We start from the raw sequence: 23,436 nt of genomic DNA, 5'->3' as shown, positions 1-23,436 counted from the left end.
GGCCCCACCAATCAATTCAGCCCAAGCTCGGATCCAGACCCTTGCACGCGTCGAGCAGTTCCTTGACCGCGTCGACGGAGACCTGCAGGCCCGCCTTGTCGGCATCGTCGAGTTCGATCTCGACGATCTTCTCGACGCCGCCGGCGCCGATCAGCACCGGCACGCCGACGTACAGCCCGTCGAGGCCGTACTGGCCGTCGACAAAAGCGGCGCAGGGCAGGATGCGCTTCTGGTCGCCCAGATAGGCTTCGGCCATCGCGATGCCCGACGCTGCGGGGGCGTAGAAGGCTGAACCGGTGCCGAGCAGCGCGACGATTTCGCCGCCGCCGCCACGGGTACGCTTGACGATCGCATCGATCTTGTCCTGCGACGACAGGCCCATTTTGACGAGGTCGGGAACGGGGATGCCGTTGACCGTCGAGTAGCGGACGACGGGGACCATCGTGTCGCCATGACCGCCGAGCACGAAGGTGTTCACATCCTTCACCGACACGTCGAATTCGTCGGCGATGAAGTGGCTGAAGCGCGCCGAGTCGAGCACGCCGGCCATGCCGACGACCTTGTTGTGCGGCAGGCCCGAGAATTCACGGAGGGCCCACACCATGGCGTCGAGCGGATTGGTGATGCAGATGACGAAAGCGTCGGGGGCGTTGGCCTTGATGCCTTCGCCGACGGCCTTCATGACCTTGAGGTTGATACCGAGCAGGTCGTCGCGGCTCATACCCGGCTTGCGGGCGACACCGGCAGTGACGATGATGACGTCGGCGCCGGCAATATCCTTATAGTCGTTCGTGCCGGTGATCTTCGCGTCGAAGCCCGCGATCGGGCCGACCTGTGACAGGTCGAGCGCCTTGCCCTGCGGCACGCCTTCGACGACGTCGAACAGGACGACGTCGCCCAGTTCCTTCTGCGCGGCGAGCAACGCCAGCGTTCCGCCGATATTCCCGGCTCCGATCAAAGCGATCTTCTTGCGTCCCATGGCGCGCGGCACTCCCTTCCTGGCAAGCCCGGCAATTGGTTCACAGACCGGCGGAGGCACGGGCTACAGCCCCTTGCCGGTCCCAAGACTGGCGACGCCCTACGCCGATTCCCTTAAGGAAACAACAGCGAAAAGGACGAAAATCCGCCTTTTTTTGATAATAGTTCGCAATAACATTAAGAAAGATGGGAGAGGTGGCAGCATGCGCTTCGCCGGATGGTTTCGCGCCATCCTGACGGCTTTTCCTTGCCTTTGCATGACAGCGGCATAAGCTCGCTGCGCATGAAACAAATCTCGCCGCGCTTTGTTCCCGTGTTCGCGATCGCACTGTCGCTCGGCCTCGCCGCGCCGGTCCGCGCCAGCGAAGACGGCTGGGACGACGCCGGTACGATCGCCAAAAATGCGCTCGTCGTCGCCGCCTTCGCGGTGCCGGCGGTCGAAGGCGACTGGGAGGGCGTGTTGCAGGCCGGCGGCAGCATCGGCGGCACGATGCTGATCACGCAGGGAATGAAGGAAGCCTTCCCCTCGCGCCGCCCCGACGGCAGCGACAACAAGAGCTTTCCTTCGGGGCACACCTCGACGAGCTTTGCCGCCGCCGCGACGCTTCACAACCGCCATGGCTGGGAAGCCGGGCTGCCCGCCTATCTCGTCGCCTCGTTCGTCGGCCTGTCGCGCGTCGAGGCGAAAAAGCACCGCGTCGGCGACGTGCTCGTCGGCGCGGCGATCGGGACGGCGACCGGGCATCTCATCACCAGCAAAGCGAACGAACGGGTGCAGATTTTTCCGTGGGGCGACACCAAGGGGGCCGGGGTCGATGTCAGTTTCCGCTTCTGACCAGCCCGGCCGGCATCGCCACAGCAGCCGATTAACCGTACCTATACCCCGCTGCGGCTAGGCTTGCTGCCATGACGCGGGCCATCATCAGCTTCGACACCGAATTGTCGGCGCGCCTCTATCAACGGGGTGCCGATGCGCGCGCCAATTTCGAAAGCTCGATCCTCGGCCGCTGCCGCGACGGCGATTTCGGGATCCATTTCCAGATGGACATGCTCGATCGCCATGGCCTGACCGGGGTCTATTTCGTCGATCCGATGCCCGCGCTGGTTTACGGCCCCGAAATCATCGACGCGATAGTCCAGCCGATCGTCCGCCGCGGCCACGAGGTACAGCTTCATATCCACACCGAGTGGCTGAAATTCGCGACGTTCAACCCGGCCGGCCACCTCACCGGGCGCAATATCGGCGATTTCCCGCTGGCGGCGCAGAAAAAGCTGATCGGCTTTGCCCGCGATATATTGGTCGGGGCGGGCGCGCCGCGCCCGACCGCGTTTCGCGCCGGCAATTTCGGCGCCAACGACGACACGCTCCGCGCGCTCGCAGCGCTGGGCTTTCGTTTCGACAGCAGCTTCAACGGCGCCTATCTCGCCCACGGCTGCGCCATTTCGCTCGATGCAGGCAATCTTGGCATGCGCGAACATTTGGGCGTCGTCGAGGTTCCGGTCAGCGGGCTGATGGACCGCGCCAACAGTTTCCGCCCGGCCCAGCTTTGCGCGATGTCCGAACAGGAGATGCGCGACGCGCTCGACCATAGCGCGGCGAGCGGCGCGATCCAGTTTTCGGCGTTCAGCCACAGTTTCGAATTGCTGAGCCGCGACCGCGAGGTGCCGAACCATCTCGCCGTCGCCCGCATGGAGGCGCTGTGCCGCGCCGTCGCGGACGACGCGCGGGTGACGAGCGGCGGTCTGGCAACGCTGCCTGCCCCGCCCGCGCGCCCGGGACGGATCGGTATCGCGGCGCCCAAACCGCTGCGCACGCTGCGCCGGAAAATCGAACAGGGCGTCGGGCATCTCGCACACGAAGTCCGCTATGTCCGCGATGTCGTCTCCGTGACGCTCAATTCCTCGCGCTGGGGCAAGATCCTAGGCGGCATCCTCCTGGCCGTGGCTTAGGCCACGGACCCGCCGATGGCGCGTTCGAGGCGTCGAAATGGCGAAGATATTGGGTTCGGGTGGACGCCGCGGGTAGCATCGCTACCCGCAAGGCCGCACGGGCCCAAGATCGAAGCCATTTGACGTCCCTGCGGGATTTGATCGATTTTGCCCATGGCCGCGTCAGCAAGCCTCGGAATATTTTCATATGCCTTCGTCTTGCTTCCTTGCCCTGAGCAAAATCGCTTCAAACCTCGAACGCGCCATCGGCGGGTCCGTGGCCTAACGCAAGATAATCGTCGGACTGCATTTCCGACAACCGGCTCGCCGTGCGCTCGAACTCGAACGCCCCGTCGCCCGCGACATAAAGGTCGTCGGGCATCGCCGCCGCACTCGCCAGCAGCTTGACCTTATATTCGTAAAGCGCATCGATCAGCGTGACGAAGCGCGCCGCCTCGTTGCGGTTCTCGGGCCCCATACGCGGGATGCCAACGATGATCACCGTGTGGAAATGCCGCGCGACCGCGAGATAGTCGGACGCCCCGCGCGCCTCGCCGCACAGCCGCTTGAACGAGAAGACCGCTACGCCCTTGAGCGCCTTCGGCACGTGCAGCGTCCGTCCGCCGCCGACGTCGAGGTCGAGCGTCGGCACTTTGGAGCGATCTTCGGGCGGATAATCGGTGAGACGGAAGAAAGCGGCCGACAGCGCTGCGCTCGCCTCCGCGTCGGCGGGTACGAACCAGCGCGCCCCATCGCCGAGCCGGTCGCGGCGATAGTCGGTCGGACCGTTGAGGCCCATCACATCCAGCCGCTCCTCGACCAGCGCGATAAAGGGCAGGAAATGCTCGCGATTGAGCCCGTCCTTGTACAGATCTTTCGGCGGCCGGTTCGAAGTCGCAACCACCGTCACGCCGCGCTCGATCAGCGCGGTGAACAGGCGCGACAGGATCATCGCATCGGCGCTGTTGTTGACCACCATCTCGTCGAACGCGAGGCAGCGGACATTTTCGACCAGCGCGTCGGCGACGAGCGGAATCGGGTCGCCGCTCTCGCTCTTCCGCACCTCGCGCATCCGCGCATGGACGTCGAGCATGAAGGCGTGGAAATGGACGCGCTTCTTGCGCTGGATGTGCAGCGCTTCGTAAAACAGGTCCATTAGCATCGACTTGCCGCGCCCGACCGAGCCCCACAGATAGACCCCGCGCGGCGCCTCGGGCTTGCGGCCGGTCAGGCGCCACAGCAGGCTGCCGCGCGGCGGCGATGCTTCAAGCTCGGTCTGCAGCCGGTTCAGCCGCTCTGCGGCGGCACGCTGTTCGGGGTCGGGCCTGAGTTCGCCCGCAGCGACCAGCGCATCATATTCGGCGAGCACCGACATCAGCCGCGATCCTTGCTCGCCTTGCGAATGGTGCCCGCAAAGGTCAGCACGATATGCTCGTCATTCACTCCCTGCACGACAAGCCCGCGCAGGAAGATCAGCCGGCCGGTCTCGCGCACCAGTTCGACCACGGCGTCGAGGGGTTCGCCCAACCTGCCCGCGCCGACGAACTGGGTCGACAGGTCGAGCGTCACCGAATGGCCCGCATTCAACGAACCGAACTGGTGCGACGCCGCGAACAGCGCGATGTCGACGAGCGCCAGCGTTACCGCGCCATGGACATTATCGCCAAGATTGCTGTGCTTGCGTTCGGGGATCATGCGGACACGGGCCTGCGGGCGGCCGTCGGACGTGTCGGGTTCGGCGCGCACCGACAGGGGCTCGATAAAGGCGTTGAAACGGCTCGGGTCCTTGAGGTTCCAGCTCACCCATCCGTCCGCCAGTTCCTCGGCGCTGAAATTGTCGCGGCGCTTCGGTTCCTCGATCCCGTCATTCATGCCTTGCAATATCCATCCAGTTTGCCCGAGCGCACCAGCTCGCCATAATAATCCGCCATCGCCTTCGTTCGCGGCCGGTCGTCGTCGGCCCAGCGTGCAGCGCCGGCGAGCCAGCCCGCCGAACAAGCCTCAAGCGCGCCCGTCCCTTTCGCGCAAGCGATAAAATCGGCAAAGGCGCGCTTCCATTGCTCGAAATCCGCGAGTGACATGATCGGGCCGTGCCCGGGAACGATCTGCTCGGCGCCGGACGCCGCCACGTCGTCGAGCGCCTTCATCCAGCCCTCGGGACAGGCAGTGTCGAGGAAGGGCACGGGGACGGTCACGAGGTCGCCGACGATCGCGCGCTTTTCGGCCGCGTCGTAGATCCAAAGGTCGCGCTCCGTCACCGCATGGTGCGCGACGCGCAGTGACAGCGGCCGGCCGGCGATCGCCACGTCGCGCGTCTCGTCGACCACGACGTCGGGCCGCAGTTCCGCGCCGCGCGCGATGGTCGCAAGGTCGCCCTCGACATCCGCAACCGCGCTCGCCGGGACGGCGCCTTCGGCCAGCGCCTTGCGCGACGACGCGGCGCTTGCCGCAAGGAAACCCGTCAATGCCCCGTCGATCGCCGACGTGCCATAGACCTTGATGTCCGGGAACGCCGCCTTCAGCGCCGGATTGCCGCTGATATGATCGAGATGCCAGTGGGTGTTGACGATCGCGACGGGCGTCATGCCGATCCCGCTCAGTCCCTGTTTGATCAGCGCGAGATGCTCGGCGTGGCGGCCGCTGTCGATCACGAACGCCCCCTCGGGACCATAGAGGATCAGGCTGTTGCCGTCGGGCGAGCGGCCGGGCGCGAAACTGCCGCCGATCAGGAAGGTCGCGCCGCCGATGCCATGCGCATAGGCACGCGGCGCGGGCACCGCTTCGACGGCGGGATTTGCTGCGCAGCCGGCCAGCGCCAGCGCAACCAGCGCCGGCAGCCAGCCTCGCATCAGACCTGCCGCTCGGCTTCCAGCTTCTTGATCTCGGCGATCGCGCGCGCCGGGCTCAGCCCCTTGGGGCAGGCGTTCGAGCAGTTCATGATCGTGTGGCAGCGATAGAGGCGGAAGGGGTCTTCCAGCTCGTCGAGCCGTTCGCCGGTCATTTCGTCGCGGCTGTCGGCGAGCCAGCGATAGGCCTGGAGCAGAATCGCCGGACCAAGGAACTTGTCGCTGTTCCACCAGTAGCTCGGGCAGCTTGTCGAGCAGCAGGCGCAAAGAATGCACTCGTACAGGCCGTCGAGCTTCTCGCGCTCCTCGGGCGACTGCAGCCGCTCCTTGCCGCTCGGGGTCGTCGTCTTGGTCTTCAGCCACGGCTCGATCGAGGCATATTGCGCATAGAAATGGGTAAAGTCGGGGACGAGATCCTTGATCACGTCCATCGCCGGCAGCGGAGTGATCGTGATGTCGCCCTTTAGATCCTCGATCGCGGTAGTGCAGGCCAGGCCGTTCTTGCCGTTCATGTTCATCGAACAGCTGCCGCAGATGCCCTCGCGGCACGAACGGCGAAAGGTCAGCGTGCTGTCCTGCTCGCTCTTCATCTTGATGAGCGCGTCGAGCACCATCGGGCCGCATTTTTCGGTGTCGATCTCGAACGTGTCGAAGCGCGGATTCTGGCCGCTGTCGGGATCGTAGCGATAGACTTTGAACGTCTTGACCGCGGCCGCGCCTTCGGCCTTGTGGACCTTGCCACCCTTTTGCGGGCGGCTGTTCTTGGGCAGACGGAATTCGGCCATATCGCGGTTTCCCCTATGCAATCGCGGTCCGACTAGACCCGATTGAGGGAGTCGGCAAGGGGTGGATGGCGCAAAAGCGCGAAAGCCGCTGGTAGCCATGATGGCAAGCCGCTAGGGGCGCAAGGATGAGCGAAGACGCCGCCGCCCAGCCCGCCGTTACCAGCCGCAGCGTCGCGCGCGGGCTCGGCACGACGATCCTCGCCCGGCTGGGCGCGGTGGTCGAGATCGTCGCGCAGCCTCTCTACGTGCTGATGTTCGGGCTCGCGGGTTACGGCCTCTACGCAGTGCTGTGGGCGACGATCAACCTGCTCGAGAATATCTTCGACACCGGGATGACGAGCGCGATGCAGCGCACCGTTCCACAATCGGCGAGCGACGCCGAGGCCGCGGCCGCGCTGCGCACCGCGATGATCTTCGGCGTCGGTCCGTGCCTTATCGTTGCCGCGTTGATCGCGATCTTCGCCGCCGAGCTTGGCCCGCTGCTCAACGTCGCCGAAAAGGACCGGGCGCTCGTCACCCCGGCGATTCAGCTTTTCGTCTGGGCGCTGCCGCTCTGGGCCTTCGTCGAGATCGCCACCTCGGCGATGCGTGCCCGCATGGTGTTCGGCGCCGAAATCCGCCTGCGCATCGTCTGGGAACAGATCATGCGGCTGGTGTTCGCGGGGCTGTTCTTTGCCGGCGGGCTCGGGCTCAAGGGACTGTTCATCGCGCATCTCTGTTCGCTCGCGATCACCGCGCTCCTCTGCGTCCGCCTGCTCCGCCGTTATTACAGCTTTGCCGACCTAGGGCGCGGGCCGCTGGTCACCGAAACCGCGCGCAATACCTTCTGGGCCGGGCTGTCGATCCTGCCGTCGAACATCATCGCGCGGCTGTTCGGCGATGCCCCCGCGCTGATCCTCAACCTGCTGCTGCCCGGTGCCGCTGGCGCGAGCGCGTCGGCGCTGTTCACGATCGCGCGCAAGCTCTCCAGCGTCGTCCAGCTCGTCCGTATCGCTTTCGTCTATGTCATGGCGCCACTGGCAGCCAGCGCCGAGCGCGAAGACCGTGCACAAGTCGCCGACATCTATGCCTATGCGACGCGGCTGATCGCGGCGATCGCGCTGCCGCTCGCGGCGGTGCTGGCGGCGGGCAGTTCGTCGCTGCTCAGTCTGTTCGGGCATCAGGCCGACGTTGCGCAGGGCGCCGTCGTCATCCTGCTGTTCGCGCGCGCGCTGGAGGCGGTGCTCGGCATCTCGATGCCGGTGCTCCAGGTTGTCGCCGCCTTCCGCCATCAGCTCACCGCCGCGATCTTCGGCGTGATCGTCGCGCTCGCTTCGGGCTGGCTGATCGTCGGCCATATGGATGAACTGACCGGCGTCACGCTCGCCATGTCGATCGGCCTGGTCGTGATGGCCGGCATCCCGATGGTCCAGCTCGCCACCGCGGAGCGACTCCATCCCTTCGATCATCAATTCCCGACGGTGGCGCTGCGCGGCCTGTTCATCACCCTTGCCGCGGGCGGGCTCGCGCTGGTCGTCAGCCGGCTGCCCGATCCGGTCGCGCTGCCGCTGATCGTCGTCATCGCCGCCGCCGCGATCTGGTCGTCGCTGCGTTTCGCCCTGCCCCACGCCGACCGCGCTTCGCTGGGCAAGACGGCGCGCAAGCTGCGGCTCGTGTAACTTTCGGTCTTATTTTGGCCGCAAAAACGGTTAGAGGGGACGCCACATAATTGCCGCACCTGCGGCCAACAGGCGGAATATCCATGTACCAGCAAGAACTCGCCCGCAGCGGCAAGCGCCTCTTTTTCATTCGCGGCACCTATATCTACATCACCATCGCCATCTCGGTGCTGATCGCCTGGTGCAGCAAGGACTGGGGTCCGTTCCAGACGGCTTTCGGCGACTGCGCATGGTTCTGGCTGTCGCTCGGCGTCGCCAGCGCCGGCGCGATCGTCCGCGTCTTCACCAGCGGCTGGGCCGCGCTCGGCACCTCGGGCCGCGCCAAGGTTGCCGCCGAGGCGAGCGAACTCAACACCACCGGCCCGTACAGCCTGGTGCGCAACCCGCTCTATGTCGGGCGCATTCTCAATTTCACCGGCCTCGCGATGCTGTCGGGAAGCTGGGTGTTCGGCGCGATCGTCTTCCTGCTCGCGATCCTGATCTACGAACGCATCTCGATCTATGAGGAAGAATTCCTGCGCGAAAAGTTCGGCGCCGCACATGCCGAATGGGCAAAGGACGTCCCCGCGCTCCTCCCGCGCCTCCACGGCTGGGTGAAGCCCAAATATCCCTTCTGGTGGAAGCGCATGATCTGGCGCGAACAGAACAAGCTGTTCCTGCTCGCGACGACGGTCTTCCTGACCTGGTTCGCGCGGCTCGATTTCAACTTCGACGTGCTGACGCCGCAGCAGTGGACCTGGGTCTATGCCTTTGGCGCGCTCGTCGTCGTCCGCTTCATCATCGGCGGATTGAAGATGGTCGGCTTCTTCAAGGAACTGAGCTGATCAAATGGGGAGCGATCTCGCTCCCCTGATTGCAGTCGTCGGCAGCGACGGGTCGGGCAAGTCGACCCTGTCGGCGGACCTGCTCGCGCATATCCAGCAGACGCGCAAGGCGGAGAGCGGCTATCTCGGCCTCGGCTCGGGCGAACAGGGACGGCGCATCGGGCGCTGGCCGGTCATCGGCCCGCCGCTGCACCGCTTCCTCGACGGCATCGCCGACCGGCTCCGCGAACCCGGCGAGCCGATCCCCGGGCTGCTCGCGGCGCGCTATGCGCTGAACAAGTCGAAGAAGCGCCGCGCCAAGTTCGAAAGCCTGCTTGGCGCACGCCGCGCCGGCATCACCATCGTCACCGACCGCTATCCGCAGCTCGAGGTGCCCGGCCTCCACGATGGCCCGATCCTTGCCGGCCGTGCGACGAACGCGCGCCTGACGGCGATGCAGGCCGAGGAACGCGCGCTCTATGCCGAAATGTCGGCTTATGTGCCGACGCTGGTGATCCGCCTACACGTCGACGTCGACACGGTGATGGCGCGCAAGCCCGACCATGATCGCGCGCTGATCACGCGCAAGGTCGAAACGGTGCCGCTGCTGACCTTCAATGACGCCCCGATCGTCGATATCGACGCGACGATCCCTTATGAGGAAGAACTGGCGATCGCCATCGCTGCGGCGGATCAGGCGCTCGCTTCGGCCTGACGCCTCGCCATGATCTTCTCGATCAGTTCGATGTCGACGGGTTTGTCGGCGTCGATGCACGCCTCGCCCTCCGACATCGGCACGACCGTCGCCTTCAGCCCGAACCGCAGTCCGGCGCGGGCGATCCCCTGCTCGATCGTGAACAGCCGCAGCAACGCTCCGATCAACAGCCACGGCCCGAAGGCGGCGATGATCTTCAGCCCCTTTTTGCGATCACGCTCGATCCGCCCCCAGAAGTCGAGCAGCGGCAGCACGCGCCGCCCGCGCAGCCGGAACATGTTCGCGCCCGACCACCAGCCGCCCCGGAATTTCAGCCAGGTGCGCTTCGATTCGGGATAGCGCGCCAGCAGCACATCCTTTTCGACCATCGCCACCGCGACGTCGCTGCCCTCGGCTCCCGCCACAAACTCGGCGATCATCGCCGGCGTCAGCAGCACATTGTCGGCGGTCGTTACCAGTACCGGATCGTCGCCGGGCGGCAGCGCGGCGGCGAGCGAGCTGCTGATCCCGGCGCCCGAATCGGCGAAATGCAGGTCGGCAAGCCCCGCCAGCCCCGGCTCGGCGGCAAGCTCGGCGCTGTTCTGCGCCAGCACCGCGATCGACCCGATGCCTGGCGAAGCGCGGAGCGCGCGCACGACATGGACGAGCATCGGCTGCCCCGCAATCGGCAGCAGCGCCTTGGTCGACGCGCCGCTGCCCGTCAGCAACGGGTCGGGCCCGGGACGGCTGCCGGCCATGACGATGGCGGGGATCGGGTCGATCATGAGGCGGGCGGCAGCCGGCGCGCGGTCGCCCCGCGCAGGAAGTCGGTCGCCTCGGCAAGGATCGGCCCCTTGTAGGCGAGCGGCCCGGTCAGCGCCATGACAAGGTCGTTATGGCTGAGCCCGTCGTAGGTGCGCAGCATCGCGGTTCCGCCGGCCTTGTGCATCGCCGCCGCCAGATTCTGGCTGTTACGCACCCGTACCACCGTATCGGCGGTACCATGGCCAAGCCACAGCGGCGGCGCATCGGCGCGAACGAACTGGATCGGCTGGGTCCGCTCGGCCGGACGGATATCGCCCATCGCGACGTCGGCCCGCCCGCCCTTTTCGAACGGCAGGAAGTCATAGGGGCCCGCAAGCGCCGCGACGCCACGGATTGCCGACGCATCGCTCCCCGCTTCGCGCATCCATTGCGGGTCGAGCGCGAGCATCACCGCATTATAGGCGCCCGCCGAATGGCCCGACAGCGCGATACGGCCGGGATCGCCGCCATGTTCAGCGATATGCTTTTCGGTCCACGCGACCGCGGCAGCGCTGTCCTGCAGGAAGTCCGGCCAATGACCTTCGGGGACGATACGATAGTCGGGGATCACGACGATAAAGCCCTGCTTGGCAAAGGCGCGCCCGGCGAAACCATAATCGTCGCGCGCGCCGCTGTACCAGCCGCCGCCATAAAGCCAGACGATCACCGGCAGCCGGTCGGTCTTCTGCGTCCCCGTCGGCACCCAGATGTTGAGCTTGTGTCGCTCGCCCGGGCCATAGGGTTGTCCCGCCACCTGCAGCGTCGCCCCGTCACCGTCGCCGAGCAGCCGGTCGCCGAGGTTGAGCGACTTTGCGCCGCCCGCAAGGATCATCCGCCCGCCGCCGCCGAACAGCAGGATCAGCAGTCCGACAACGATGAGGATTTTGATCAAGCGCTTTCTCTTAGCCATCGCCACAGGGTCTGCGCCCTACAGGGACGTGGGGCGGCGAACAAGATGGATCGGCCGTGCGCCTTCCCTACTTCGTCACCCTCGAACGAGACACGTGGCTCATTCGACTTGATCCGGGTTCCATTCCAGCGCCGCAGCGGTGGACCCCGGATCAAGTCCGGGGTGACGACGGTGACGACAAGGGATCGTCACTTTTTCGGTCTTCGTGCGTAGGAAAGGGCATGACCAGCCCCTTCGCCCGCCCCGCGCTCGTCTGCAACAGCCAGTCCGGCAGCCATGACGAAGCCGTGCTCGAACAGATCGTGGAAAGCTGCCGCGCCGCCGGCGCGCCGCTCGCCGCGACCTTTGCGCTACCCGACGACGCGATTCCCGATGCAGCCAAACTCAAGCGGCAGGACATCGACCTTCTGCTCGTCTGGACCGGCGACGGAACGATCAACGCCGCCGCAACCGGGGCCGCCGGGTGGAACGGTGCGGTCCTGCCCCTTCCGGGCGGGACGCTCAACCTGCTGTCGAAAGCCCTGCACGGCGACCGGGCGGCGCCCGACATCCTCGCCGACGCGCTCGCCGGCAAGGGCCGGCGGCAAGCAATACCGATCGTCCGCGGCGAGGCCGGCACGGCCTTCATCACCATCGTCGCGGGCCCCGCGACACGCTGGGCCGAAGTCCGCGAGACGATGCGGCAGGACGGCATCATCGAGGCGGCCGGCGCCGCGCCCGACGCGCTCGACGCGATGATCAACGCTCCCGGCGTCCGCGTCGCGGGGCAGCAGAAGGCCTATCCCGCGATCATCCTGACCCCGACCGAACAGGGCGTCCGCGCCGACGGCATCCTGACCGAAGGCACCGCCGACGTGCTGCGCCACGGTCTCGCCTGGCTCGGCGGCGATTTTCGCGACGGGCCGAGCGAGGAGATCGCGGTGGGCGAAACGATCATCCTCGAAAGCGCGCGGCTGATCAGCCTCGAATATGATGGCGAACTCGCCGAGCTTGCCTCGCCCGCACGCTTCGCCCTCGGCGCCAGCGAAGTCGATTTCATCGCGACGCAATGACGCTGCTTTTCCATATCAGCGACCTGCATTTCGGGCTGGAGGACTGCGCCGCGCTCGACTGGTTCCGCGATATCGTGCGCCGCGACCGGCCCGACGCGATCCTGATCACCGGCGACCTGACGATGCGCGCGCGGTCGCACGAGTTTGCCGCCGCCTGCGACTGGATCGGCGCGCTCGATGTGCCGGTGACGGTCGAGGTCGGCAATCATGACCTGCCCTATTTCAATCCGCTCGCCCGCTTCTTCTATCCCTATCGCCGCATTCGCGGCATCGAGCGGCTCGTCGAGCGCGAACTCGATCTGCCCGGCGTCGCGATCGTCCCGCTCAAGACGACGGCGCGCGCGCAGTGGCGGCTCGACTGGTCGAAGGGCTGGGTGACGAAGAAGGCGCTAGCCAAGACGCTCGCTGCCATCGATGCGCTTCCTCCCGGGACTGCTGCACTGGTCACCGCGCACCATCCGCTCGTCGAGGCCGGAACCCGCGGCCGGGCGCTCACCCGCGGCGGCGCCCGCGCGCTGCGCGCGCTGGCCGCGCGCGGCGTCGCGGCGGTGCTGACCGGGCATGTCCACGATGCCTTCGACCTCGTCCAGCCGACCCCGGCCGGCCCGATCCGCATGATCGGCGCGGGCACCCTGTCGCAGCGCATCCGTTCGACCCCGCCGGGCTTCAACGAGCTACGTCTCGCCGACGGCACGCTTGCGGTGCGCGTCCGCAATGTCGAAAAGATTGCCACCCCCGACATGCAAATCCCCGACGTGCCATCCGATGCGCTGCCGCCGCGCGAACCCGGCGAGCCCGTCGCGCCGGTGCGCGCGATACCGCCGGTCGATCCCCCCGTACATTGACGCTGCATTGACGCCGACGCGCTTCCCGTTAGGTTGCAACAAAAAACGGGATGAGGAACGATGCTGACCAAGGGCGATGATTTCCCGCTGCACCAGAGTGCCGAGCCGATTGCCTTCGCCGGCACCGATCGCAATTTCTACGATCGCTATTTCTTCAACGGCTACAGCCCCGACGGGTCGGTCTTCTTTGCCGCCGCGATGGGTTTCTATCCGCAGCTCGGCATCGTCGATGCCGCCTTCTGCGTCATCGTCGACGGCGTACAGCATAACCTCCGCGCCAGCCGCCGCTCGGCAGGCGAGCGGCTCGATCTGGCGGTCGGCCCGATCGCGATCGCCATCGACGAGCCGCTCGAACGGCTGAGCTTGCGCATCGCGGCGAACGACGGCCCGCTTGCCGCCGAACTCCATTTCACCGCGCGCCATTTCCCGATCGAGGAACCGCGCTTCACGCGCCGCAACGGGACGCGATTGTTCATGGACTATACGCGGATGACGCAGAACGGCCATTGGTCGGGCTGGCTTTCGGTCGACGGCACGCGCGTCGATGCCGATGCCGGCTGGGCCGGAACGCGCGACCGGAGCTGGGGCATCCGCCCCGTCGGCGCCGCCGAACCGCAGCCGCCGCCCGAGGGTAATTTCAGCCAATTCTTCTGGCTGTGGACGCCGTGCAATTTCGAGGGCCGCTCGCTCTTCTTTCACAGCAACGACGACGGCGCGGGCAGCCCGTGGAACCGCCGGGCGGTGATCGTCGGCGCCAACGGCGGCGAACGCCATTATGCCGACCCCGGCTTCGCCGCCGAATGGCAGCCGGGGACGCGCCGCCTGAGCCAATTGACCGCCGATTTCGACGCCGCAACCCGGCTGACCTTGACGCCGACCGGGCCGATGTTCGCGATGAGCGGGCTCGGCTACACCCACCCCGTCTGGGGCCATGGCTTCGACCATGGCGGATTGAAGGTCGCGCACGACAGCCTGTCGGAAGCGGATCGCGCGTGGGGCAATCCGCTCGCGATGCATGTCCAGGCGCTGGTGCGCGCCGAATTGACCGACGGCGACCGCCGCGACACCGGCGTCGGCGTGCTCGAGCAATTGTTCGTCGGCCCGCACGCACCCACCGGCCTCGCGGGCCTGATGGACCCCGCACCTTGAGCTTTCCGACCGCGCCCGGCGCGATGAGCCCGGCGTGGCTCGCGGCGAAGCTGGGACAGGAACCGGGCGCGCTGCGCGGCTTTACGGCAACCCCCGTCGGCACCGGCCAGATGTGCGACAGCTTCCGGCTGGCGCTCGACTGGGCGGACGGCGTCGAAGCCCCCGCGAGCGTCGTCGCCAAATGCCCGAGCCATGACGAGGCCAGCCGCAACATCGCCAAGCTTACCGGCACCTATGTCAAGGAAGTGAGCTGGTACCGCGAGCTCGCCGAGGGGAGCGGCGTTGCGGCGCCGCATTGCTATCATGCCGAAATTGCCGACGACGACGTCGACTTCGTCCTGATTCTTTCGGACCTCGCCCCGGCGCGGCAGGGCGACCAGCTTGCCGGTACCGGTCTTGCGGGGCTGCGACCCTGTATCGACGCCGCGGCGGGGCTCCACGCATTGCTCTGGAACGACGCGCGGCTCGAAACATTGCCCTGGCTGTCGCGCGACAATGGCGACCTGATCCGCAGCCTCTTCCCGCAATTCTATCTCGGCTTTCGCGAGCGCTATGCCGCGCGGCTCGCGCCCGAGCTGCTCGACCTCGGCGCAGGGATCGTCGCGCGGCTCGATGCCTATCTCGCGCGGACGCCTGCGGCGCGGACGATCGTGCACGGCGACCTCCGCATCGATAATATCCTTTTCGCCCCCGACGGGACGCGCTGCTGGCTGGTCGACTGGCAAACGCTCGGGCGCGGTAGCGGCGCCAGCGACCTCGCCTATCTGGTCGGCACCAGCATCGCCGATCCGGCCGAACGCGCGGCGGCCGATCGCCCGGCCTTCGATCACTGGATCGCCGCACTGGATGCGCGGGGCATCGAAACCGATGGCGAAGCGTTATGGACCGACTATCGCATCGGTGCGCTCAGCGGCTATTTCATGGCGGTCTTCGCATCGATGAGCGTCGAGCGCACCGCGCGGGGCGACGAAATGTTTGCGGTCATGGCCGAACGCCCGGCGCGGCAGGCCTTGGCCCTCGGAAGTCTGGATTTGCTGTGAGCGAGAAGAAGGGCCGGCTGGTCCATGTCCGCGACAGGATGCAGTCGGATTACAGCTATCGCCTGACGGCGCGCCCCGGACAGGATTTCGATCCCGATTTCACCCCGCATTTCACCCCGCAGGAAATGCTGGAGATGGGCGTTTTCGAAGGCAAATATTGCAACGACTGCACGGCGGAATTTCCGAAATCATGGTTCGGCAAGGCAAAGACGGCCGACATCGCCGACGAAAGCCTCAATTATTTCGGCGTCAAAAGCCGGCAACCGCTGTCGGTCTGGCGCGACAAGGGCTGGATTTACGGTCCCGACCCGCGCGGCTGGTTCCAATGGTATTGCCGCTATTATATGGGCCGCCGCCTTCCCGACATCGATGCGATCCAGATCAAGCGCTGGCGCGGCTTTTCGCGCCATGCCGGGCAAATTCGCGCCAATTGCGAGCCCGGCAACATCTTCTGCCGCCCGCGCCAGCGACAGGCGCTGCTGCAATGGGCCTATGATCCGTTTATTTGACCTGCTGGCCTCGTGACAGAGCGTCCGGAATCGGCCGGTGGTTGCCGTTAGGCCAACTCTTATTCGCTCGCATCGAGCGAAGTCGAGATGCCCCTCGGGCTGGGCACAACCTCGATGGGTGTCTCGACTTCGCTCGACACGAACGGAAACGGGACAGTCTGGAAACCGCCCCAAAACCGCCATCTCTCCCTTGAGTCACGATCGTTGGACGGCCAACGAAAAAGGGCGGCCCGTTGCCGGACCGCCCTTCTCTTTTCCACCCGTCGGCGGAAAAAGCTCTTAGCGCTTCGAGAACTGGAAGCTGCGGCGGGCCTTCGCCTTGCCGTACTTCTTACGCTCGACGGCGCGGCTGTCGCGGGTCAGGAAGCCGGCCGCCTTGACCGGGCTGCGCAGCGCCGGTTCGAAACGGGTCAGCGCCTGCGCGATGCCGTGCAGCACGGCACCCGCCTGGCCCGACAGGCCGCCACCCTTGACGGTCGCAATGACGTCATACTGGCCGACGCGCTCGGTCAGACCGAACGGCTGGTTGATGACGAGGCGCAGCGTCGGACGCGCGAAATAGATTTCCTGATCGCGGCCGTTGACGGTGATCTTGCCCGTGCCGGGCTTGACCCACACGCGGGCGACGGCGTCCTTGCGGCGGCCGGTCGCATAGGCGCGGCCCTGCTTGTCGACGATCTTTTCGCGCAGCGGCGCGTTCGAAACGGGAGCCGCAACAGTGCCTTCAACGGCGCCGGCGAGGTCCTTGAGATCGGTCATGGTCTGTTCGTCAGCCATTATGCACCCACCTTGTTCTTGCGGTTCATCGACGCGACGTCGATCACTTCGGGGTTCTGCCCTTCATGCGGATGTTCGGTGCCGGCGAAGATGCGCAGGTTGCGCATCTGCTGGCGGCCGAGCGGACCGCGCGGGATCATGCGTTCGACGGCCTTTTCGAGCACGCGCTCGGGGAAACGGCCTTCGAGGATCTTCGCCGGGCTGGTTTCCTTGATGCCGCCGGCATAGCCGGTGTGCTTGTAGTAACGCTTGTCCTGCAGCTTGTTGCCGGTGAACGCCACCTTCTCCGCGTTGATGACGATGACATTGTCACCGCAATCGACGTGCGGGGTGAACGACGGCTTGTGCTTGCCGCGCAGGATGTTGGCGATGATCGAAGCAACGCGGCCCACAACGAGACCGTCGGCGTCGATCAGCACCCATTTCTTTTCGACCGTGGCAGCGTTTGCCGAAACAGTGGTCTTGGTCAGCGCCTTCATGGCACGCTCCTTGACAGAGATGGACTAGGACGAACGGCGATGCCGCCGCCCGAAACAAACCGCGCCGCCTGATCCGGGAAGGGACTCAGCGGCGCTTCGGAGCGGGCCAATGACCTTTCCGGGGCGCAAAGTCAAGCATATCGCGGCTTTGCTGACGGGTATTATGATACCTTCATTCTTTTGCCGCAGGCTCCAGCGCGCGAACCCGCTCCTCGACGAGCGTCCGCGCAGCGCTGCCGGGTTCGACGATCCAGCTCTGCCGTTGGTCGCGCACGACAAGGCCGGTCGCGGTATCGATCGTCCACAGATTGTCGGTTTCGAGCGGTTGCTCCGCACCACCGGCGGCAAGCGATTCGCGCTCGACCTGCGCCACCATCTGCATCGCGCCGTCGCGCCGGATCGAAACGCTCGCCCCGCCCGAAGCCGGGATCGCGGCGTTCGCGGCCGCCACCAGCGCGCGGATATCGGCGCTCGCCATCTCGTTCCGCTGTTCGATGGGCAGCGCGGCGATCAGCGCGGCCATCTGCTGCGCCTCCGCCTGCCCGGCCGTGGCGCCAAGCGCTTGCGTCCGCGCCATCGCGCGTTCCCACAAACCCTCGGCATCGACCAGCTCGATGCGGCTGCCGTCGGGCGCGACCAGATAGGCCATCGGTTCCCCGACGAGCGGCTGGAGCACCGCGGTCAGCGCGCGCGCCACTTCGGGGCGTGCGTCGGAGTCGATCCGCTGCAGCGTCGCGACGAGCTGGTAGCCCCGCCCCGCGCGCTGCCACTGCAATGCATAGGTCAGCGAAAAGCTGATCAGCCTCCCGTCGCGGCCCAGCCGCCGCGTCGTGACGCGATAGGCCATGGGCTGCCCCAGCGGCGGTGCGAATTGCGAAGCCGGCGCCACAGCGGGCGCCGGCACGGGCGAAGGCGAAACGGAAGGCTGCGCCGCCAGCAGCAACAGCGCGCCGCCGAGCCCCGCCGCAGCGATCATGCGCCGGAGCGACCCAGCCGGTGGAGCGAAGCCGCCGTGACCGCGACCAGCACCGCGCCGGTCACCTGATGCAGCACCGCGATCCACATCGACATGCCGGTGACGACGGTCAGGATGCCGAGCGTCATCTGCGCCGCGACGACGGCGACGAGCAGCGTCGGCTCGGTCCGCGCGCCGCGCCGCGACAGGCTGCGCGCGAGCAGGAGAAGCGCGAGCGCCGCGACCCACGACCACCAGCGGTGGATGAAGTGGATGAGGAACGGATCGTTGGTGAAGGCGAACCACGCACCATGCGACCAGTCGATCCCCTCGGGAACGAAATGGCCGTTCATCGACGGCCAGGTGCTCGCGACATAACCCGCGTTGAGCCCCGCGACCCACGCGCCGAGCAGCAGTTGGAAGAAGAGGACCGCGATCACCACGCCCCCCGTCCGGGTCAGCGGCGGCCTGGTCGCGGCGCGATCATGCGCCATCAGCGCGAAATCGCGCGCGGTCCAGACGAGCGCCGCGAGCAGGAACAGCGCCGTCAGCAAATGGAGAGCCAGCCGGAAGTGGCTGACGTCGGTCCGGTCGACGAGGCCGGAGGCGACCATCCACCAGCCGATCGCGCCCTGCAGCCCCACCAGCGCGGCGAGGCCGAACAGCCGCCAGCCATATCCGGCAGGGATCGCGCGGCGCCAGGCGAAGAAGGCCAGCGGCACGAGCAGCGCCATGCCGACGAGCCGGCCGAGGATGCGGTGCAGCCATTCCCAGAAGAAAATACCCTTGAAAGCCGCGAGCGACATCCCGGCATTGATTTCCTTATATTCTGGGATCTGCTTGTATTTCTCGAACTCGGCGAGCCAGCCCGCCTCGGTCAGCGGCGGCAGCACGCCCGAGACGGGTTTCCATTCGGTAATCGACAGCCCCGATTCAGTGAGGCGCGTGATGCCGCCCACCGCAACGACGGCGATCACGAGCAGCGCGACTGCCCAGAGCCAGCGCGCAAGGGCGGCGGGGCGCGGCACGGAAGGATGAACGGAAGGCGAGAGAGTCGAGGCGTCGGTCATCGCCCTGCCCTATCGGCGCTTGCCCGGTGATAGGCAAGAGGCCGAAAATTCATGGCCGCGACAGGTCCGCCTTGATAAGGGCGCCGCAATGCCCCGTTTCGCACGATCGTTCCTCGCCGCCATGGCGGCGCTGCTCGCGGCACCGGCGACCGCGGCCGCCCCGGCCGACGCATCGCCTTATGCCGTGCTGGCGGCGCTCGAAGCGCGCGTTGCCGCAGTCGGTTTTCGCCTGACCACCGCCAATGCGAGCCATTGCGCCAAGCTGCAGCCACAGTTCGGGTGGATCTGGGGCGATCCCCGCCTCTATGACGCATCGAACCGCACCGAAGCCCGCGCCGCCTATAGCGCGAGCGATGCCGATACACCCTATATCGCCGCGATCGCGCCCGGCTCGCCCGCAGCGACGGCGGGTTTGCGCGTCGGTACGGCGGTCCAGGCGGTCGATGGCTTTGTCCCGGCCGCCGAAGGCAGCGATGCCTTCGCCCGCATCGCGGCGCTCGAAACGCGGCTCGGGGCGCAGGATGCCGCCAGGACCATCGAGGTGGACCCGGGCGATGGCCGCCGCATCGCGGTGCGCCCAGTACCCGGCTGCGTCAGCGACTTTCGCGTCGAGGCACGCGACCGGGCAGCGGGACAGGCCGACGGGCGGCTGGTGCTGATCAGCGCCGGGCTCGCGCGCTTTGCGGCGGACGACGACGAACTGGCGGCGGCGGTGGCGCACGAACTCGCCCACAACATCCTCCGCCACCGCGCCCGGCTCGACGCCGCCGGGGTCGATCGCGGCCTTGGCAAGCAATTCGGGCGCAGCGCGAAATTGTTCCGCCAGACCGAGGTCGAAGCCGACCGGCTGTCGGTATGGCTGATGCGCGCCGCCGGCTACGACCCCGATGCCGCGGTGCGCTTCTGGCAGCGCTTCGGCCAGCGCAACGGACCGGTGCTGTTCCAGGCGGGCACCCACCCGCGCTGGCAGGACCGCGTCCGCGCGCTCGAAACCGAGATCGCGGCGATCCACACCGCCGAGGCATCGGGCAAACCGCTCGATCCGCCGTTGATCGCAACGCCGCCGCCCTTGGAATAGGACGGCGCCATCCTATTTTGGAGGCATCTTCCTCCTTTTCTAAAGGGATCGACGCCATGACCCGTGAGACCGCCATTTTCGCCGGAGGCTGCTTCTGGTGCACCGAGGCCGTGTTCCAGTCGCTCGCCGGCGTCGAGAGCGTCGAGAGCGGCTATATCGGCGGTGCAGTTCCCAACCCGACCTACAAGCAGGTGTGCGGCGGCGACACCGGGCACGCCGAGGCGATCCGCATCGTCTTCGACCCTTCGGCCATTTCCTATGACGACCTGCTCGACGTCCATTTCGCGACGCACGATCCGACGACCCTCAACCGTCAGGGCAACGACATCGGCACCCAGTATCGCAGCGCACTCTTCCCGCTCGACGCCGCACAGGGCGACGCCGCGCGCGCCGGTATCGAACGGGCGCAGGCCGACTGGCCGGCGCCGATCGTCACGACGATCGAGGCGGCCAGCGACTGGTATCCGGCAGAAGACTACCACCAGTCCTATTGGGACGGCGAAGGGCAGCGCAATCCCTATTGCATGGCGGTCATCCCGCCGAAGCTCGCCAAGCTCCGCAAGGGCTTCAGCGACCGTCTGCGCACCGGCTGACGCCTCGCCGCAGGTGTTGCAATAAGGTTGCATGCCGCTACTTTTCCTTGACTTTCATACTCTTTTAACTAGCGGACGCCCCCTCGCTGGGGCAGGATGGCCCCGAACACGCAGTTGGGGGTCACTGCAAGGTGCTGGCATCGCTGTTTCTGATCGGCTCGTTGTTCACGACGCCGCAGATGTCGGTCCAGGCCGCCAGCCAGACGATTGTCGAGGACAGCGCCGGGGGAACAGCGCGCGCTGTCAATCGCATGCTCGGCGGCATCATCGGCTATGCCCGTTGGCCCGACGGCCAGCGCGGCGCGGTCAGGACGATGTGCCTTGTCGGAGCGCCGCGCCTGACCCACCGCATGGCGCCCGTCGTGCCGGGCGGCCCAGCCGTGACCGTCCGCCGCATGACGGTCGATAGCGTGACGAGCGGCGCGGACTGCGACATCGTCTTCCTCGGGCGCATGCCGGTCGCCGATCGCCAGCGGCTGATCGGCTGGGTGCGCGGCCGCCCCGCGCTGACGATCACCGACGACGACGCCGCCTGTGTTTATGGCGCCATGTTCTGCCTCGCCAGCCGGCAGGCCGGGCTCAGCTTTTCGGTCAACCTCGACGCGATCGGCCGCGGGCCGCTGCGCATAGATCCGCGCGTGCTCAAGATCGGCCGCGACGGGGAGGGCGCGCCATGACCGGCCGCACGCCCGGGCGGACTGGCGAACGCATCGGCGCGCGCACGACGCTGCAGAAGCTGCTGTCGCGCTTTCACTTCGGCATCACGCTGTTCGCCGTCGCGCTGTCGGGCATCACCATCCTGCTTGCCGGGGTCACGGCGCTGCGCGGTTATGCGGACCGCAATATCGAACTGGCCGCGCAGCTCGGCGCCTATGGCGTCGAACCGGCGCTGATTTTCAACGATCCGCAGGCCGCCCGCGAAGGGATCGAGCCGCTGACGCAAATTCCCGGCATCGCCCGGCTGCGCGTGCTCGACGATCGCGGCCGGCCGCTGATCGAATGGACGTCGCCCGCCGACGATCCGGCGCCGCTGCTGACGCGCATCTTCTTCCCCGAACCCTATGCCGTCGCGGTCCGGCGCAACGGTTCGGCGGTCGGCAAGGTCGAGGTGTGGGGCGACAGTTCGACGCTCACCGATTATGTCCGGATCGGCCTGCTCGCCGGCCTGATCTGCCTCCTCATCACCGCCTTCGGGACGATCGCGCTGGCGCGCCGGTTCGAATATGAACTGGTGAAGCCGCTCAACGAAATCGCCACCGTCGCGCACGACGTCCGCCTCCATCGCCGGTTCGACAAGCGCGTCCAGCCGCTCGGCATCGCCGAACTCGACCGGCTCGGCAGCGACATCAACGCGCTGCTCGACGAGTTACAGGGGTGGCAGGGTCATATGGAAAGCGAGCATGCGATTCTCGCGCACCGCGCCTCGCATGATCCGCTGACCGAAATGCCCAACCGCGCGGCCTTCGACGAACAGCTCGCGCGGCGGATCGAAGCCGCCGAACGCCGCGGCGGCCGCTTCGCGCTGCTCTTCATCGACGCCGACAATTTCAAGGCCGCGAACGACAATTTCGGCCATGCCGCGGGCGACGCCGTGCTCGTCGCGCTGTCGGCGTGCATCAAGGACACGCTGCGCAAGGGCGATTTCGCGGCGCGGATCGGCGGCGACGAGTTCGTCGTCATCATCGACCCGCTCGACAGCGAAACCGTTCCGGGCGACCTCGCGACGCGCATCCGCGCCTGCGTCGCCCAACCCGTCGCGCTGCCGGGCGGCGAGAAGTATCGCGCCTCGGTCAGCGTCGGCGTCGCCGTCTATCCCGACAACGGCAGCGATGCGACCGCGCTGCTCACCGCCGCCGACGCCGCCATGTATGCCGACAAGCTGACCAATCGTTCGATCCGATGACAGGGACCAACGGAGTATAATCGTGACTTACCCCTTTGCGTACAACATCCGCCTCTTCTTCATTGCTTCTTTCGCGTTGCTGCTGGCGGCCTGCCAAAGCACGCCGCCACAGACCGGCTTCAGCCCTGCCCAGATTGCCGTGCTCCAGTCCGAGGGCTTCGTCGAAACCGGCCTCGACTGGCAGCTCAACATGCCCGAGCGACTGCTCTTCGCGACGAACGAAAGCGGCATTTCTGACGACCAGCAACGGCGGATCGGCGCGATGGCGGCGCGGCTCGTCTCGGTCGGGATCATGACCGCTCGCGTCGAAGGCCATACCGATTCAGTCGGCACCGCTGCCTATAATCTGACACTGTCGCAGGCGCGCGCCCAGGCGGTCGCGGCACCGATGCAGGCCAACGGCATGCAGTTGACCGCCGACCAGATCGTCGGCCGCGGCGAAACGCTGCCGCTGTCGAGCAACGCCACCGCCGAAGGGCGTCAGGACAATCGCCGCGTCGTCGTGATCGTCACGCCGTAACCAGCGTTTCGGCACCGGCCCGCTCCCCCACCGCCCGACGACGACGCGTGGCGTCGAAG

Annotated in this window: 26 protein-coding genes; 15 read left to right on the top strand and 11 right to left on the bottom strand. The window is 66.8% G+C overall.

Translation table 11 applies throughout. The features are described 5' to 3' along the window. Positions 1-16: 16 nt before the first annotated feature. On the bottom strand, positions 17-979 hold the full coding sequence (gene mdh / locus LH19_RS01335) for a malate dehydrogenase (RefSeq protein WP_054724251.1): 963 nt from the start codon (positions 977-979) through the stop codon (positions 17-19). A 282-nt stretch (positions 980-1,261) separates the two neighbouring features. On the opposite strand from mdh, the gene LH19_RS01330 reads away from it, so the two are divergent. Beyond that, a complete protein-coding gene (locus LH19_RS01330) occupies positions 1,262-1,813 on the top strand; it encodes a phosphatase PAP2 family protein (protein ID WP_082396185.1) in 552 nt (183 codons plus the stop codon). A 71-nt stretch (positions 1,814-1,884) separates the two neighbouring features. Then, positions 1,885-2,928 carry a polysaccharide deacetylase family protein gene (locus LH19_RS01325; protein ID WP_054724249.1) on the top strand — a complete coding sequence of 348 codons (1,044 nt, stop codon included), beginning with the start codon at positions 1,885-1,887 and terminating at the stop codon, positions 2,926-2,928. A gap of 226 nt (positions 2,929-3,154) precedes the next feature. On the opposite strand, the gene zapE is transcribed toward LH19_RS01325, so the two are convergent. Genes zapE through LH19_RS01305 form a run of 4 tightly spaced genes read right to left on the bottom strand, consistent with a single transcriptional unit; the run spans position 3,155 to position 6,538 of the window. Continuing rightward, entirely contained in the window at positions 3,155-4,285 is a 1,131-nt protein-coding gene (gene zapE, locus LH19_RS01320) for a cell division protein ZapE (protein WP_054724247.1), read from the bottom strand. Continuing rightward, the gene (locus LH19_RS01315; RefSeq protein ID WP_054724245.1) at positions 4,282-4,779 is read right to left on the bottom strand and encodes a PaaI family thioesterase; all 498 of its coding nucleotides are present in this window, start codon (positions 4,777-4,779) and stop codon (positions 4,282-4,284) included. The genes zapE and LH19_RS01315 overlap by 4 nt, the downstream gene beginning before the upstream one ends. After that, positions 4,776-5,756 (bottom strand): MBL fold metallo-hydrolase, encoded by a 981-nt coding sequence (locus LH19_RS01310; RefSeq protein ID WP_054724243.1) that lies wholly within the window; start codon positions 5,754-5,756, stop codon positions 4,776-4,778. The genes LH19_RS01315 and LH19_RS01310 overlap by 4 nt, the downstream gene beginning before the upstream one ends. After that, positions 5,756-6,538 (bottom strand): succinate dehydrogenase iron-sulfur subunit, encoded by a 783-nt coding sequence (locus LH19_RS01305; RefSeq protein ID WP_054586561.1) that lies wholly within the window; start codon positions 6,536-6,538, stop codon positions 5,756-5,758. The genes LH19_RS01310 and LH19_RS01305 overlap by 1 nt, the downstream gene beginning before the upstream one ends. A 125-nt stretch (positions 6,539-6,663) precedes the next feature. Here LH19_RS01305 and LH19_RS01300 point away from each other — a divergent pair, with 125 nt between their 5' ends. The 3 genes from LH19_RS01300 (at position 6,664) to LH19_RS01290 (ending at position 9,714) form a co-directional block, all read left to right on the top strand. Then, positions 6,664-8,196, top strand: a complete 1,533-nt coding sequence (locus LH19_RS01300; RefSeq protein WP_054724241.1) for a lipopolysaccharide biosynthesis protein — start codon at positions 6,664-6,666, stop codon at positions 8,194-8,196. 83 nt (positions 8,197-8,279) lie between these two features. Continuing rightward, positions 8,280-9,020: a methyltransferase family protein gene (locus LH19_RS01295; RefSeq protein ID WP_054724239.1), complete on the top strand. Its 741-nt coding sequence runs from the start codon at positions 8,280-8,282 to the stop codon at positions 9,018-9,020. A gap of 4 nt (positions 9,021-9,024) precedes the next feature. Continuing rightward, positions 9,025-9,714, top strand: coding sequence for a nucleoside/nucleotide kinase family protein (locus LH19_RS01290; protein ID WP_082395367.1), 690 nt, complete (start codon positions 9,025-9,027; stop codon positions 9,712-9,714). Here the strand turns inward: LH19_RS01290 and LH19_RS01285 are convergent. Both LH19_RS01285 and LH19_RS01280 read right to left on the bottom strand, forming a co-directional pair. Then, the gene (locus LH19_RS01285) at positions 9,693-10,478 is read right to left on the bottom strand and encodes a nucleotidyltransferase family protein (protein WP_054724237.1); all 786 of its coding nucleotides are present in this window, start codon (positions 10,476-10,478) and stop codon (positions 9,693-9,695) included. The two genes, LH19_RS01290 and LH19_RS01285, sit on opposite strands and share 22 nt — an antisense overlap. Then, complete coding sequence (locus tag LH19_RS01280; RefSeq protein ID WP_234716048.1) at positions 10,475-11,389, bottom strand: alpha/beta hydrolase; 915 nt, start codon at positions 11,387-11,389, stop codon at positions 10,475-10,477. Before LH19_RS01280 ends, LH19_RS01285 begins: the two co-directional genes overlap by 4 nt. A 239-nt stretch (positions 11,390-11,628) precedes the next feature. Between LH19_RS01280 and LH19_RS01275 the strand changes: the two genes are divergently transcribed. The 5 genes from LH19_RS01275 to LH19_RS01255 are packed head-to-tail and all read left to right on the top strand — an operon-like array spanning position 11,629 to position 16,002. After that, positions 11,629-12,459 carry a diacylglycerol/lipid kinase family protein gene (locus tag LH19_RS01275; RefSeq protein ID WP_054724235.1) on the top strand — a complete coding sequence of 277 codons (831 nt, stop codon included), beginning with the start codon at positions 11,629-11,631 and terminating at the stop codon, positions 12,457-12,459. Further along, complete coding sequence (locus LH19_RS01270) at positions 12,456-13,304, top strand: metallophosphoesterase family protein (protein WP_054724232.1); 849 nt, start codon at positions 12,456-12,458, stop codon at positions 13,302-13,304. The genes LH19_RS01275 and LH19_RS01270 overlap by 4 nt, the downstream gene beginning before the upstream one ends. Before the next feature lie 60 nt (positions 13,305-13,364). Next, positions 13,365-14,453: a hypothetical protein gene (locus tag LH19_RS01265; protein WP_054724230.1), complete on the top strand. Its 1,089-nt coding sequence runs from the start codon at positions 13,365-13,367 to the stop codon at positions 14,451-14,453. Further along, positions 14,450-15,493 (top strand): phosphotransferase family protein, encoded by a 1,044-nt coding sequence (locus LH19_RS01260; RefSeq protein WP_054724228.1) that lies wholly within the window; start codon positions 14,450-14,452, stop codon positions 15,491-15,493. The genes LH19_RS01265 and LH19_RS01260 overlap by 4 nt, the downstream gene beginning before the upstream one ends. Next, on the top strand, positions 15,490-16,002 hold the full coding sequence (locus LH19_RS01255) for a hypothetical protein (protein ID WP_201258404.1): 513 nt from the start codon (positions 15,490-15,492) through the stop codon (positions 16,000-16,002). The genes LH19_RS01260 and LH19_RS01255 overlap by 4 nt, the downstream gene beginning before the upstream one ends. Positions 16,003-16,281: 279 nt before the next feature. Here the strand turns inward: LH19_RS01255 and rpsI are convergent, their stop codons facing one another. The 4 genes from rpsI to LH19_RS01235 all read right to left on the bottom strand — a co-directional run bounded on the left by rpsI (position 16,282) and on the right by LH19_RS01235 (position 19,283). Further along, positions 16,282-16,779: a 30S ribosomal protein S9 gene (rpsI, locus tag LH19_RS01250; RefSeq protein WP_054724226.1), complete on the bottom strand. Its 498-nt coding sequence runs from the start codon at positions 16,777-16,779 to the stop codon at positions 16,282-16,284. After that, positions 16,779-17,258, bottom strand: a complete 480-nt coding sequence (gene rplM, locus LH19_RS01245) for a 50S ribosomal protein L13 (protein ID WP_054724225.1) — start codon at positions 17,256-17,258, stop codon at positions 16,779-16,781. Before rplM ends, rpsI begins: the two co-directional genes overlap by 1 nt. Before the next feature lie 172 nt (positions 17,259-17,430). Beyond that, positions 17,431-18,234, bottom strand: coding sequence for a hypothetical protein (locus LH19_RS01240; RefSeq protein ID WP_054724224.1), 804 nt, complete (start codon positions 18,232-18,234; stop codon positions 17,431-17,433). Next, a complete protein-coding gene (locus LH19_RS01235) occupies positions 18,231-19,283 on the bottom strand; it encodes a COX15/CtaA family protein (RefSeq protein ID WP_054724222.1) in 1,053 nt (350 codons plus the stop codon). The genes LH19_RS01240 and LH19_RS01235 overlap by 4 nt, the downstream gene beginning before the upstream one ends. Before the next feature lie 88 nt (positions 19,284-19,371). On the opposite strand from LH19_RS01235, the gene LH19_RS01230 reads away from it, so the two are divergent. The 5 genes from LH19_RS01230 to LH19_RS01210 all read left to right on the top strand — a co-directional run bounded on the left by LH19_RS01230 (position 19,372) and on the right by LH19_RS01210 (position 23,377). Continuing rightward, the gene (locus tag LH19_RS01230; protein ID WP_054724220.1) at positions 19,372-20,361 is read left to right on the top strand and encodes a M48 family metallopeptidase; all 990 of its coding nucleotides are present in this window, start codon (positions 19,372-19,374) and stop codon (positions 20,359-20,361) included. Between the two features lie 56 nt (positions 20,362-20,417). Continuing rightward, positions 20,418-20,954 (top strand): peptide-methionine (S)-S-oxide reductase MsrA, encoded by a 537-nt coding sequence (gene msrA / locus LH19_RS01225; RefSeq protein WP_054724218.1) that lies wholly within the window; start codon positions 20,418-20,420, stop codon positions 20,952-20,954. Between the two features lie 131 nt (positions 20,955-21,085). Further along, positions 21,086-21,631, top strand: coding sequence for a YfiR family protein (locus LH19_RS01220; protein WP_054724216.1), 546 nt, complete (start codon positions 21,086-21,088; stop codon positions 21,629-21,631). Further along, complete coding sequence (locus tag LH19_RS01215; protein ID WP_054724214.1) at positions 21,628-22,857, top strand: diguanylate cyclase domain-containing protein; 1,230 nt, start codon at positions 21,628-21,630, stop codon at positions 22,855-22,857. Before LH19_RS01220 ends, LH19_RS01215 begins: the two co-directional genes overlap by 4 nt. 22 nt (positions 22,858-22,879) lie before the next feature. Further along, positions 22,880-23,377, top strand: coding sequence for an OmpA family protein (locus LH19_RS01210; RefSeq protein ID WP_054724212.1), 498 nt, complete (start codon positions 22,880-22,882; stop codon positions 23,375-23,377). Positions 23,378-23,436 lie beyond the last annotated feature (59 nt).

Source organism: Sphingopyxis macrogoltabida (genome assembly GCF_001314325.1).
In the GTDB taxonomy this organism is placed as follows: Bacteria; Pseudomonadota; Alphaproteobacteria; order Sphingomonadales; family Sphingomonadaceae; genus Sphingopyxis; species Sphingopyxis macrogoltabida.
The sequence above is the reverse complement of the archived record's forward strand: the minus strand, read 5'-3'. Positions and strand labels throughout refer to the sequence as shown.